General features: G+C 60.0%; 12 protein-coding genes. 6 read left to right on the top strand and 6 right to left on the bottom strand.

All coding sequences use genetic code 11. From position 1 onward, the window contains the following. Positions 1 to 999 precede the first annotated feature (999 nt). Positions 1,000 to 2,832 (top strand): ABC transporter ATP-binding protein, encoded by a 1,833-nt coding sequence (locus C5J22_RS28905; protein ID WP_371412682.1) that lies wholly within the window; start codon positions 1,000 to 1,002, stop codon positions 2,830 to 2,832. A gap of 77 nt (positions 2,833 to 2,909) precedes the next feature. On the opposite strand, the gene C5J22_RS28900 is transcribed toward C5J22_RS28905, so the two are convergent. The 3 genes from C5J22_RS28900 to C5J22_RS28890 form a co-directional block, all read right to left on the bottom strand. Continuing rightward, entirely contained in the window at positions 2,910 to 3,776 is an 867-nt protein-coding gene (locus C5J22_RS28900) for an alpha-1,2-fucosyltransferase (protein WP_172746814.1), read from the bottom strand. Further along, entirely contained in the window at positions 3,773 to 4,546 is a 774-nt protein-coding gene (locus C5J22_RS28895; protein WP_105441068.1) for a glycosyltransferase family 25 protein, read from the bottom strand. Before C5J22_RS28895 ends, C5J22_RS28900 begins: the two co-directional genes overlap by 4 nt. Positions 4,547 to 4,673: 127 nt before the next feature. Next, positions 4,674 to 5,555: a glycosyltransferase family 10 domain-containing protein gene (locus C5J22_RS28890; RefSeq protein ID WP_172746813.1), complete on the bottom strand. Its 882-nt coding sequence runs from the start codon at positions 5,553 to 5,555 to the stop codon at positions 4,674 to 4,676. 369 nt (positions 5,556 to 5,924) lie between these two features. Between C5J22_RS28890 and C5J22_RS28885 the strand changes: the two genes are divergently transcribed. Together C5J22_RS28885 and C5J22_RS28880 are read left to right on the top strand one after the other, a co-directional pair. Further along, positions 5,925 to 7,319, top strand: a complete 1,395-nt coding sequence (locus C5J22_RS28885) for a sensor histidine kinase (protein WP_245440577.1) — start codon at positions 5,925 to 5,927, stop codon at positions 7,317 to 7,319. Next, entirely contained in the window at positions 7,316 to 7,984 is a 669-nt protein-coding gene (locus tag C5J22_RS28880; protein ID WP_172746815.1) for a response regulator transcription factor, read from the top strand. The genes C5J22_RS28885 and C5J22_RS28880 overlap by 4 nt, the downstream gene beginning before the upstream one ends. Here the strand turns inward: C5J22_RS28880 and C5J22_RS28875 are convergent. After that, on the bottom strand, positions 7,964 to 8,608 hold the full coding sequence (locus tag C5J22_RS28875) for a hypothetical protein (RefSeq protein WP_105441064.1): 645 nt from the start codon (positions 8,606 to 8,608) through the stop codon (positions 7,964 to 7,966). The two genes, C5J22_RS28880 and C5J22_RS28875, sit on opposite strands and share 21 nt — an antisense overlap. Positions 8,609 to 9,138: 530 nt before the next feature. Here C5J22_RS28875 and C5J22_RS28870 point away from each other — a divergent pair. The 3 genes from C5J22_RS28870 (at position 9,139) to C5J22_RS28860 (ending at position 10,618) form a co-directional block, all read left to right on the top strand. Beyond that, complete coding sequence (locus C5J22_RS28870) at positions 9,139 to 9,939, top strand: DUF1236 domain-containing protein (RefSeq protein ID WP_105441063.1); 801 nt, start codon at positions 9,139 to 9,141, stop codon at positions 9,937 to 9,939. A 22-nt stretch (positions 9,940 to 9,961) separates the two neighbouring features. Next, positions 9,962 to 10,147 (top strand): hypothetical protein, encoded by a 186-nt coding sequence (locus C5J22_RS28865; protein WP_105441062.1) that lies wholly within the window; start codon positions 9,962 to 9,964, stop codon positions 10,145 to 10,147. 72 nt (positions 10,148 to 10,219) lie between these two features. Continuing rightward, positions 10,220 to 10,618, top strand: a complete 399-nt coding sequence (locus tag C5J22_RS28860; protein ID WP_105441061.1) for a DUF1236 domain-containing protein — start codon at positions 10,220 to 10,222, stop codon at positions 10,616 to 10,618. A 93-nt stretch (positions 10,619 to 10,711) separates the two neighbouring features. Here the strand turns inward: C5J22_RS28860 and C5J22_RS28855 are convergent, their stop codons facing one another. Further along, a complete protein-coding gene (locus C5J22_RS28855) occupies positions 10,712 to 11,494 on the bottom strand; it encodes a polysaccharide deacetylase family protein (RefSeq protein ID WP_105441060.1) in 783 nt (260 codons plus the stop codon). A gap of 132 nt (positions 11,495 to 11,626) precedes the next feature. Then, positions 11,627 to 12,661: a UDP-glucose 4-epimerase GalE gene (galE, locus tag C5J22_RS28850; protein ID WP_105441059.1), complete on the bottom strand. Its 1,035-nt coding sequence runs from the start codon at positions 12,659 to 12,661 to the stop codon at positions 11,627 to 11,629. Positions 12,662 to 12,684: the final 23 nt, after the last annotated feature.

Genomic DNA, 12,684 nt, shown 5'->3' with positions numbered 1-12,684 from the left:
GGTGGTTCGAACTCTGTGCCACGCAATTCCCACATGGAACATTGTTGGAAACGCTTAGTTTTTGCGGGCAAGCGACCGCCCCTGGGATTGGAAGGATGAATTTGTTGTGCTCCCGTTCATCTTGCTGACGCTATATGTGCGGTCCAACATTGGAGAAAGCGATGAAAGCGAAACAATTTGCCGCGCTGGTGGGCATGTCGGCCTTGCTTTTGGGAACGAGCATCCTGCCTGGACCCGCAGCGGCCCAAATGGAATTCGACCTCCGCGACGGCGGTGTTAGAATCGTGAGGCCGGGCGATGACAGGCGATATTATCGTGAGGATAGACGATCTGAGCGCAGATATGCTCAACCCGGTTGCAGTCCCCGCCAGGCCTTGGCCGCAGCTTCCCGGTATGTCGATGATCCGCGTATAAGGTATGTGAACCGCGCATTTTATGATATCGAGGGTTACGGGAAGCGTGGCAGCAAGCGTGGCCGCCCGGACGGTGTTCGAATATCCACTGCCCCTGATTGTGAAAGATCAAATTAACATCTGGTTCCGGTCGAACTCGGTATTAGCCTTGTGGCTAGGCTATTTATTCCATGGGCGCTGTTTGCAAGCACCGCTCATGACATCGTTGTTCACTCTGGACCCAAGATATGCATTGCGCCGTGTCGGCATCGGTGAAATTGCAACGGGTCCTAGTTGGATAAAGCCCACCCCTCTCGGCAGAGAGGCCGCGACGTTTTGCTTGGGCTTGGCGCGAGCCCGTGGGCGTTGCGCTGTGGTCACCCCAACTCCCCTCCCGTTCAAGGTGTTCAATATTAGCGCGGAGATCGGTTGCCACCCGGTCGAAAAAGGACACCAAGGCGTTGAAGCTTCGGTCCTTTCGTCGAGCATCGCATGGTTCTGCGCAGGCTCAGGCCATCGCCCATCCCTTTGCGGGAATGCAACAGGCAGTCGGAATCGTCTTTCCGAAGGTGGCAAAATGAACGACAAACGTTTAATACGCCCGCATATGCGCAAACTTCCGGCGAGCCTGCCGGAGCGGGAAACCCTATTGAACGCCAAGAAAAATAAGAAACACCATGTAGACTCGGATACTGTGACCAGCGTCCTAAAACGGGTGATCGCCGAAAACGGCAAGGATCATATCCGTGGCTATGCCTTTGCGATCTTCTGTCTGGTTGGGACCGCCATGTCCACTGCCTTTACCGCCTGGATCATGGAGTCGGTAGTCAACGAGGCTTTCGCAAACAAGCGTGCAGATATGGTCCTGGTGATCTGTGGAACGATTTTTGCGGCCTTCGTCATTCGCGGCCTTGCGACCTATGGTCAGGCTGTGACGCTTTCCAAGATAGGCAACAATATCGTTGCCCGTTATCAGCAGCGCCTGTTTTCGCATCTCATGAAGCTTTCGGTCGGCTTTTTCGCAGAGGCTCGTTCCGCGCATCTTGCCGCACAGCTCAGCCAGAACATCGGCGGCATAAGAGATGTTCTCAACCTGATCATCACGTCGACCGCCCGCGATCTGCTAACCCTTGTCTCGCTGATTGCCGTCATGGTTTCAAAGGACTGGGTGCTCTCGCTGATCGTGTTTGCCGTGGCGCCCCCTTTGATTTTTGCGCTCCGCTACGTGTCACAGCGGCTGCGCAGCGTGACGCGCGAAGCGGTCGAGGTGGGCAGCAAGGTGCTTGGCGCCATGCAGGAAACGATCCAGGGTATCACCGTGGTCAAGGCATTCACGATGGAGCAGCAACTGGAGCAGAAGGTTCGACGCATCATCGAGACCTCCGAAAGGCAAAGCAACCGTATTGCCCGCCTCTCGGAGCGCACCGCACCGCTCACCGAGACGTTCGCCGGCGTGGCGATCTCCAGCGTGATCGCCTACGCAGCGTTCCGCTCGATCTATGACAATGTCCCGCCTGGTGCGTTCTTCGCCTTCATCACAGCGCTTCTGATGGCTTACGATCCTGCCCGCCGGCTTGCCAGAATGCAGGTCCAGATTGAACGCGCCGTCGTCAACGCCAAGATGATCTACAGCTTGCTCGATATGCAGCCGTTGCAGCGGGAAAAACCGGACGCACCGGATCTCATCATCACCAATGCGCAAATCGAACTGAAGGACGTCGGTTTCGCCTATGGAAATGGCACACCCATCCTGCGAGGAGTCAGCCTGATCGCGGAAGGCGGCAAGACGACGGCGCTGGTCGGTCCCTCCGGTGCCGGAAAGTCAACTATCATCTCGCTAATACCGCGTTTCTATGATCCCGCCGAAGGTCAGATTCTGATCGACGGACAGGATATAGCTGGTGTTACCAAGGCGTCGCTGCGGCATGCCCTCGCCTATGTGACGCAACAGCCTTATCTATTCGAAGGGACAATCCGCGACAACATCCGCTACGGACGGCCGGAGGCCACCGATGCGGAAGTCGAGGAGGCCGCGCGGCAGGCCTATGCCCATGACTTTATCCTCGCGCAACCGATGGGTTACGACACGCCTGTCGGCGAAAACGGCATGACCCTCTCGGGCGGGCAGCGGCAGCGGCTTTCCATCGCCCGCGCATTGGTCCGCAACGCACCCATCCTACTCCTTGATGAAGCGACCTCCGCGCTCGACAATGAATCCGAAGCAGCCGTACAAAGAGCGCTCGATTCGACTATGCGGGGGCGGACCGTCGTCGTCATCGCCCATCGCCTGTCGACGATCGTCAACGCTGACAAGATCATTGTCATGCATGAAGGCCGTGCGGTTGAAGAAGGTACGCACGAAGAGCTCGCAAAGCGCAAGGAAGGCCTTTATGCCCGCCTGAACAACCTGCAATCGTCCGATACGCTTGTCGTTGAATGAGCTAAATTAGAGCGGCAGTGGCGCTCGCCGCTTCGCATAATGGCGGCAATCATCCGATAGCCCTGTCCTCATGCCGTTCACAGGCGTTCCCAGCTGGCCGGAACGATGTCCCTGTCATCCCTGTCGGATGCGCGGAACCATTGCCTCGGCGCAATCACATGCTTATCCGGGCGCGGGTTAAGCCATGCGCCCCACCAGCTGAACGAGCTATTAGCTATGATATGCGCGTGGCATGCAGCCATAATGTGCATATCCTCCCAATCCCGGCCATCGTCCTGGGGTTCGATAAAAACCATTGGGCGCGATGATTGCAAGTTGTGCTTTGCCCATTGCGGTTCGTCCGAAAAGACGAAGAATGAGGCGTCGCGGGCGCGGTCGAGCATGCGGCGCATCGCCTCGTGGTACCAAGGCGGCTCGCATGTGCCGTGAACTGCATTTGCCGAAGGGCTTGTGACGTAGTCACCACGCCGGACATGAATGGAAACCGGCGTGGTGGCGGCGCGGATCCGGGCGAGTACGTCTTGTCGCGCAGGGCTCAACCGAGACTTCAGACTGAAGTCGCTGCGTATAGCGTCAGCCGATGATGCGAAATATTGTTCGCTCTGCCAATAGCCGGAAAGATGCAACGATCCGCGTAAGGTTGGGATCCTGCTATCGAATGAGAGACCGTTCTCGACGATCCGCTCGCAGCTTAAGCGGTCATGCTTGAAGGCCGACGCGACCTTGCGGAAGAAGCCCCTTTTCGGTTTTGCAGGGACTTCATGGGGCTTCGCGATCGCTGCCTTTATGTTGAACTGATCTAGGGCGAAGGGCCGCAGCTTGTACGCGGCCATCTCGATCAGATCCAGTTTCAGCTCGGCTTCGTTCGCAATCGCCAGGGCACGGCCGGCCGCATACTGAAACATCTGGTTGCCCAGGCCACCAAGGATACGCGTGATGATCATAGGTTGCTCTTTCGCTGCTGCCATCGCCCGATGTTAGGTAAATTCCAGACAAAGCGGCCGATATCGTCGCCGGCCCGGTAGATGGCCCTCAGCTTGCGGAAGCGTCGCGACTTGCGCTCGCGCGTCGTGCCCTGCCAGATGTCGGATTGCTCGGCCGCTTCTGCGGTGTGGGTCACCGGCAAGGGCGAAATGCCGTAACTGCCGACGCCGTGTGTCCAGAAACGGTCCAGATGGCAATCCACCGGCTCGAACCACACATCGGCCTTTGCCAGAAGCTTGGCAGCCGCCTCCGGAGACACCGCGTAACATGAGGTGCCATGCGGCCCTATCTTGAATCGGATAATCTCCATGCCGGACCCGGACGTTTCACAAACACGAAAACTGCGCTGCTTGTGCCCGGAAAACCGTATGAGCCCGTATGTCCCGATTTTGTCCGCAGCATACCGGTATGCCTCGAGGAAATTTCCGTCGATGGAGACGTCGTCCTCGAAGATCAGCAGGGCCTTGTCGTCCCTGACGCTCCGTTCCCAGAGCAGGTAATGACTGGCGTAGCAACCTAATTCGCCAGCGTTGAGGATGAAGCCGCGCCTGATTTCTGCAAGCCTCGGATCGAATTTTTCGAAAAGCGGATGTCCGTTACGGCCCTCGACGGCATCGAAAAAGCTGTAGGGCAGGCCGAGTGGCCCAAGCGTCTCGATCATCTTTGCGCGACGGTCGGCGGAGCGCTCAAGGTTGACGACGACGATTTCAAGCGCATTATCTTCTGCCATATACCAGTCACCGGCTGTGATTTCAGGTTAGCTTTCTGCTTTCGGCGCATATCGTTGTCAATGCATGATGATGCTTGCGACTAACGTCTCGGTGACGACTCGGGCTCGGTCAGCAGGCGCGATGCGGCTACCTGAACAAGTCGGCGAGCTGTTGAACCCGTTTCCGGATCGAGTTCCGGAGCTTCAGGCTTTTCGGCCGAAACGACTTCTCCGGCTTCAGGGACGATATCCTCGGAGGTGCGGCCCCATTACGCTGCCCGACAACTTCCTTGGCAATTCCCGAGAGGATTGCAAACAGATTGTGCTCGTTGAGAACCCGGCGACGTGATTCCTCCAGATAGGGCAAGGCGCGTTCCGCCGTGTCGGATTCGATCACGTGCTTGATCACCCGAACGGCGTTCTCATGATCGAGGATGTCGATCCTCGTCAGGGCCTCTTCGGGGAAATACTCCAGGATGTTTCTGCTGCCGTGATAGATCGGATAGGTAAGCGTCAGAAATGGATCAGCAAGCTTTTCCGTCCAGTAGTGATCAAATGTCGAGTTTTCGATCGCGATGTGATATCGATAATCCGAAAGTACATTCACCTTGTCGGTAAATTCGTTGATCCCCCGCCCGAAAACGTCGATCTCATTGCCGAAATATGACTTTATGCGCTCGACGAATGCAAGTCGATCGCGATGCCCTTGGGTATAGGCTTTGTTGGACGAGACAATGGAAACCTGTTTCGTCTTAACCGGGCGAAAGGTTTCGAACTCGGACCAGCCAATACCTCGCGATTTCAGCTGCCCCGGCTTCTCCCAAATCCCGACATGCCATGGCAGTCCAACTTGCGACAACCTGACATTCGGATGACGCGTCCCGATATCCGTCGTCAACACAAGGTCGAACTGGGACAAAAATCCTCGACGATAGGTTTTAACCGTGCTGGGTTCCGAAGCAACAAAGACCCGATACGATGCTTTGACGGCGGGTAAAGGCTTCGGCAGCACGTCGTAGACGAACAGCACGTCGCACTCCTGCCCATCCCAAGCAAGGGAGAAGCGGACCTCATCCCACTCAGACACGAATAACGGAAACTGGCGGGACCAAATTTCCCCATCGGGCGCTGCCGATACGAAGCCCGCGTTTATCAATTCAAAGATCCATTGTCCATATCATTCTTGTAGAGGCCGCAACTGCATCCTACTCTGCGCCGGCAATACTTACCTCCACTTGCAGGTGAAAGTCCACCGCATCGTCGTGTCATTTTTCCTATTGCTTGGCAGACTATCCGGCTTTAGATCTAGCGTCCGTGCAACAGATTTAGACTTTGCGCGTTACAGGGCATCGGTTCAATCTGCGAGCTGCCGAAAAAACCGGAGCCGTGCCAATTGCCGTTGTGCGCAATTCTTGATCGCTGGAACGACCAATCCCTCGCCCGGCAGTTTCTGCTGGCGGGTGGATTGGTTGCCTTCGCGGCGATGCTTCTGGTCGGGGCCTATGTGACGAGCCTGATCGAGGCGGCGGTCACCCGCAATTCGGCGGCTTCCACCGCCCTTTATGTCGACAGCATCATCGCTCCGCTGCTTCCCGACATGAAGACCAACCAGACGCTCGACGACGTCACCACGCGCGCGCTCGACGAAACCTTCGGCCAGGGCGCCCTCGGCGGCAAGGTCATATCCTTCAGGCTCTGGCGCAGGGACGGCACGATCCTCTATGCGACGGACAAAAGCATGGTGGGACAGAAATTCGGGCCGAGTGAAGGCCTGCAAACCGCATTTTCCGGGCAGATGGTGGCGCGCTTCGGTCTGGCCGAAGACCCCGAAAACAAGATCGAGCGGGCGACCGGCATGCCACTTCTCGAAATCTACAATCCCATCCTGCAGCCCTGGTCTGGAGAGGTCGTCGCGGTCTCGGAGTTCTACGAGGTTGCGGGCGATTTCGAGCGAAGCCTTTATCAGGCCCAGCTTCGAAGCTGGGCGGCGGTCGCCGGCGTCACGCTCGCCTTCTTCCTGATCCTTTCGGCGATCGTTTTCCGCGGCAGCCGCACGATCGACCATCAGCGACAGGCGCTGACGCAGCGGGTTGCTGAACTCTCCGACCTGCTTTCGCAGAACGAAGCTCTTCACGCGCGGGCCCAGCGGGCCTCGCGGCGCGCCACCGCCCTCAACGAGAGTTATCTGCGCCGGCTCGGCGCCGACCTGCATGACGGGCCGGCCCAGCTTGTCGCCTATGCGGCACTGCGGGTGGACAGCCGGCTCCTGACCGATCCCGCAACGCCGCCGACCGCCCGCGAAGCGGAGGTCACCACCATCAAGGCCCGCCTCGACGAGGCGATGGACGAGATCCGCAGCATCTGCAGCGGCCTGGTTCTGCCGCAGATCGAGACTGCGGAGCTGCCGGAGGTGCTGCAGCGGGCCGTCAACGCGCACCGGCAGCGTACGGGCGTCGCCGTCGCGCTGTCGGTATCGAGCGGATCACGACCGCTTTCGCCCTCGGCCAAGATCTGCATCTATCGCTTCGTGCAGGAAGCGCTTAACAACGGTTTCCGGCATGGCGGCGGCATCGATCAGAGCGTCCGCCAGAGTTTCGACGACGGCAACGTTGTAGTCGAAGTTGCTGATCGGGGGCCGGGTTTCGACCCCCAACACATACGCCCGGAGGGTCTCGGGCTCGCAGGGCTCAGGGAGCGGATCGAAAGCCTCGGCGGCACATTCGAGATCATCACATCGAAGGACGGAACCACGCTCAGAATGTCGCTGAACGTGCAGGAAATGGAGCAGACCTGATGGCAGGAATAAAGATTGCGGTCGTCGACGATCATCCGTTGTTCCGCGAAGGAGTGACGCGCAGCTTCGGCGAGATCGAGGATTTCGAGATGGTCGGCGAAGGTGGTTCGCGCGACGACGCGCTGCGCATCGTGCGGGAATTGTGCCCGGACGTGATGCTGATGGACATTTCCATGCCCGGAAACGGTCTCGAGGCCGTTGCCGAAGCGCTCGATCATTGCCCAGACCTCAAGATCGTCATGCTGACGGTCTCGGAGGCAAGCGAAGACATTGCGACGGCACTGAAGCTCGGCGCAAAGGGCTATGTTCTCAAGGGTGTCGGCTCGAGAGGGCTGGCAGACGTGGTCAGAACCGTGGCATCCGGAGAGAGCTATGTTTCGCCTGCCCTTTCGGCTCGACTGATCGCCGGCCTATCGGCTTCCAGCGAAGCGCCCGCTAAGCCGAACCTTCTGTCGGAACTGACCGATCGCGAACAGGAGGTTCTGAGCCTCGTGGCATCCGGACTGAGCAACAAGCGGGTGGCGCGAGAACTCGACCTTCACGAAAAGACCGTCAAGCACCACATGACCCGCATCCTCTCGAAGCTGAAGGTGACCAACCGGACGGAGGCGGCGCTCGCTCTTCGCGATGCGACCGATCAACGATCAGCGGCCGAACGACCGTAGTCTTGAGGTATCCGAGGGGGTCGCGGTCCGGTTGACGATCGTGCGGGAATGCGAATCCCGCATCTCGTAACGGCCTTGAGATATCCGTTCTGTCGCGCCGTTGTGATGCCGGACGGTGATCGAGGGTCCCCGAACATCGACCTCGACGGCGGCTTTCGCGGGAGCAGCCGGAGCCGGAGCAGCCGGGACCGCGGGCCGCGCGGGAGCAGCGGTTGCGCTGCGCGGCGTTGTGGTTGGGCCTGCCGGGGCCGATCCTGCACCTGTACCGGTTCCGGCGGTCCCACCGGTGCCGGTATCGGTTCCGCCGCTGTTACCATTTCCGTTGCCGCCGCTATTGCCGTTGCCGGAACCGTTTCCGTTATTGTCGGAATTGCCGCCGGCATTGTCACTCCCGTTCCCGTTGCCGTTGCTGTCCCCACCGGAACCGCCGCTACCGTTTTCGCCGCCGTTTCCACCGTTGCTTCCGCCCCCGCCCCCACCATTGCCATTGCCGTCCTGGGCCGCAACGCTCGACAGCGTGACGCGCAGCAAGCCGTCCGCACCGGTCACAACCTTCAAAGGCAGCACGGTTGCAAGAATGACGGTGAGCGCTCCGCTCAAGAAAAGCATTCTACGGATCGGCATCTCTTGGCTCCTGGCTGACCATCTCCTGCTTGGGGCATTTTTGAACCGTTATGCAAGTCTAAACCGGAGGCCTGCCTTATGGTTCCGAAGCCCTAATTCGCGGTCAAAGAGCCCGCCGACCGTGACAGGGACGGTCGGCGGGCAAGGTTCTGCGCTCAAAAGGACCGATGATCGCGCAGGAACCGGGTTTGATCCCATCGGACGACAAGCGCTCCCAAAATGGCAATGCAGACAAAGCCGCGACGGGGATCGATAGCCATCTGGCCGGGAACATGCGGTGGTCCGTGACGGAAACCCCTGAAAAACCTCCAGGATCAGCTGCACCCTACCAGCGCGGGTCCTTGATTTCATCCCCCCTTGGACCTTTACCCCGCCCCATCAGACCAAAGGCCCAAAAAATGATCGGCCTGAAGTCCTGCCCTGCCCGACTGAAGCCCGAATCCCGGAACGAGCCAGGGCAGCGGAAGTTCGAGGTGTGAGTGCGGCCCACCCACGGGTTCGCAGGTCAACCAGAAAATAGAGGAAACATCATGAAACCGTCAATGAAACACACGCTCGCGATAGCGCTCCTGGCCGGATCGACGCTGTCGGTGGTACCGGTGATCGCTCAAAGTCAGGCTCAGGACAAGAGCGACGCCGCGGCTCCCATCCTGCCACGCAAAGGCACCCCAGGCTCGGACGGTTCGTCCGGCGCCAAACAGGCTCAACCGCAGCAGGATATGGGCGCCACGACACAACAGCCACAGGGTTCGACCGGCGGTAATGACAAAATGAACGCCCAGGCCCAGGGCGGTGACCAGCAGCGCCTTAAGCCGAAGGGTGATAGGGCGGCTCAGGAGAAATCCGGCGATACCACGAAGACGCAGGCCGGCGACGCCCAGTCGCCCGCCACCGACAATACTGCGCAGCAGAAACCTGCCGACCAGAGCGGCAGTTCCACGACCGCCACTTCGGGCTCTGGAACGGATGCCGGCAAGCCGGCAACCGACGACACTGCCCGCCAGAATAGCGGCGCCCAGCAACCCAGTTCCGATCAGGCTGCCACCGACAAACCTTCTAGCGAGACGACCGGCAGCATCAATATCTCGGCCGAACAGAAGACGGAGGTGCGCAATATCCTCGTCCAGAACAAGGTCGAGCCGGTCGATGTCGATATCAATGTCGATGTCGGTGTCGCCGTTCCGACAACCGTGGAGCTGCATCCGCTGCCGCCGCGCATCGTGGAGATCGTACCGGCCTATCGCGGTTACCAGTACTTCGTGCTGGCAGACGGCCGGATCATCATCGTCGACCCCTCGAGCCATGAGATCGTCTACATCCTGGTCGGCTGAGCGCTGAACGCGGGAGAAAACGATGAGTGACCGGGAACCGACAGTGATCCATACGGGCGGCGGCGGGTGGGCCGTCGCCGCCATCCTGCTGATCGTGGTCATCGGAGGCGCGCTCTTCCTGTTCGAAAGCGGTTACCTCGCAAACCGCGACATCGGCATCGACGTGACCCTGCCGTCGATCGAGCCGCCTGCGCCAGTCACGAGATAGCAGCCTCGATCGCCTCCAAGACGCGGCGCAAACCGTTCGTCCGCGTCACAACACCTAGAAGGAGAACCATCAATGAAGACCAAGATCCTTATTCTTTCCGCCGCAATGCTCGGCGTCCTCGCACCTGTTGCCTCGGCCCAGCAAGGCACCGTCAATGGTGCGGCCGGCGGCGCTGTCACCGGTGCGATCATAGGAGGCCCGGTCGGTGCTGCCGTCGGTGGCGTTGCCGGCGCAGTTGCCGGGACCGCCATCGACCCGCCACCGGAACGCGTCGTTACCTATGTGGAACAGGCCCCCGCCCCGGCATCGCCCGTCGTCATCAAGGAGAAGATCGCCGTCGGCAAGCCCATCCCCGAGACCGTCGTGCTGACCCCGGTTCCGGACAGCCCGAAATACGCCTATGCGGTGGTGAACGAACAGCGCGTCATCGTCGATCCGCAGACCCGCACGGTCGTGCAGGTCGTCCGGTAAATGCCCCCATTGCCGAAACGAGATCGGGGAGAGACGGATCCGTCTCTCCCCGATCTGTATTCAAGGGTTAAAATGGTCCGAGAGACCGCGCCCTCACTGGGTCGTGTTGTCGTCGCCAATGCCATCCACGTCGGAAAGGCGTACGAACTCGACGCCACGCCGTTTCAGGGCAACGAGCGCGCGGACCACGCCCTCGCCGGCCGCATGAGTGGGCTGGTTGATATGTGCAAGGACGACATCGCCGTCCTTGGCGGCGGCGATGCGTTTTTCGGTGACGTCGGCACCGAGCAGGGAACCGCCGTCGCCGTTCAGCGAATAACCGGCGACCCGATAGCCCATATCGCGGATCTGGCGTATGGCCGAAGGATCATATTTTGCGGTCGAGCCGCGGAACCAGCGTGGTGCGGAAAAACCCGCCGCCAGCATGGCATCGACGCCGCCTGCCACTTCCTGGCGAACCGCTTCCGGCGATCCGGCAGCGGCGATGCCGTAGATCAGGACCGGCACATCGACCGCCGGCACGTGGTTCTGGCCGTGGTTTTCCAGTTCGAAGAGGTCGAGATTCTGCAGAAAGATTGCGACCGACTGCGGGTTGTTTCTCAGCCAGCGGGCCGTGACGAAGATCGTCGCCGGAATTCTCTCCCGGACAAGCGTCGAAAGGATGCGCTCGTCGGCTTGGCCCATGCAGGCATCGAAGGTCAGCGCCACACGGGGGCGAACGGCATTGCCCGAACGCGCGACATGCAGATGCGGCTCGACCAGTTTGGGAGCGTGTACAGCATTCTGGGCCGCAGGTTTCTGTGGCGCCGGCATGTTTTCAGCCGTTGCCACGACCGGGAGAAGGGCAAGAAAAGCACAAAGAAGAAAACGTCGCATGGGATACCGATAAGGGGGGTGCCCCCTCGCTTTATCGCCAAATGCTTAAGATCGCCATGCGACCGAATGGCCCGGATAAAGAAATGGAAAAAGGCCGGGCAGTGCCGGCCTTTTGTCTTCTGACCGGGAACCCTAGAAGCGTGCCGACGCAAGCCTGTTCTGCAGCGACTTGAGGTCTTCGGCCTTGCGGGAAGCCAGGCCTTTCTCCCAGGAGATCGCAGTCTCGACGATGAGATCGAGGTCGTCGTGGCGCGGTTTCCAGTCAAGCAGCCGGCGTGCGAGCGTCGAATTGGCGACCACGCTTGCCGCGTCGCCCGGCCGGCGGGGTCCATAGCGGATTTCGAACTTGCGGCCGCCAACCCGCATCACGGCGTCCAGAACCTCCAGGACCGAGTAACCGCGGCCGTAACCGCAATTGGCGATCAGAGGCTCGCCGCCGCGACGCAGGTAGCTCAGGGCCTTCAGGTGCGCGTCCACGAGGTCGGTGACATGAATGTAGTCGCGGATGCCGGTACCATCGGGTGTCGAGTAATCGGTCCCGTAGACATCGACCCCACGGCGCTTGCCGAGTTCGGCCTCGCAGGCGATCTTGATCAGGTGGGTCGCGCCTTCGGTCGACAGCCCCGTGCGGCCAAGCGGATCGGCCCCGGCGACGTTGAAGTAACGCAGCGCCACGAACCGGAAATCATGCGCCGCGGCGGCATCGCGCAGCATCATCTCCGACATCAGCTTCGACTGGCCGTAGGGGTTCTTCGGGTGCAGGTCGGCGTTTTCGAAGACGGGGGTGTCGTCTTTCTGGTCTCCATAAACGGCAGCCGTCGAAGAGAAGACAAAATGGCGGATACCGGCGGCGACCGCGGCTGCGGCAAGCAACCGGGTATTGCCGGTGTTGTTCTCGTAATAATCCAGCGGGTTGGCGACCGATTGCGGCACCACGATCGAGCCCGCGAAATGCAGGATCGCGTTGATGTCATTTTCCGCAAAGATCTGCGAAAGAACAGCGCGGTCGCCGACGTCGCCGAGATAGAAGCGCGCCTCCGCCGGCACGGCCCAGCGAAAACCGGTCGAGAGCCGGTCGAGAACGACAACTTCCTCGCCCGCGTCGAGCAAAGCCCAGGCCATGTGGCTGCCGATGTAACCCGCCCCGCCTGTTACCAGAACTGCCATGTCTATACTTCCCTGCTTTCTTA

The organism is Neorhizobium sp. T25_13 (genome assembly GCF_002968675.1).
GTDB classification, from domain to species: domain Bacteria; phylum Pseudomonadota; class Alphaproteobacteria; order Rhizobiales; family Rhizobiaceae; genus Neorhizobium; species Neorhizobium tomejilense.
Note: the sequence above shows the minus strand (reverse complement) of the source record. Positions and strands in the feature narration are given on the sequence as shown.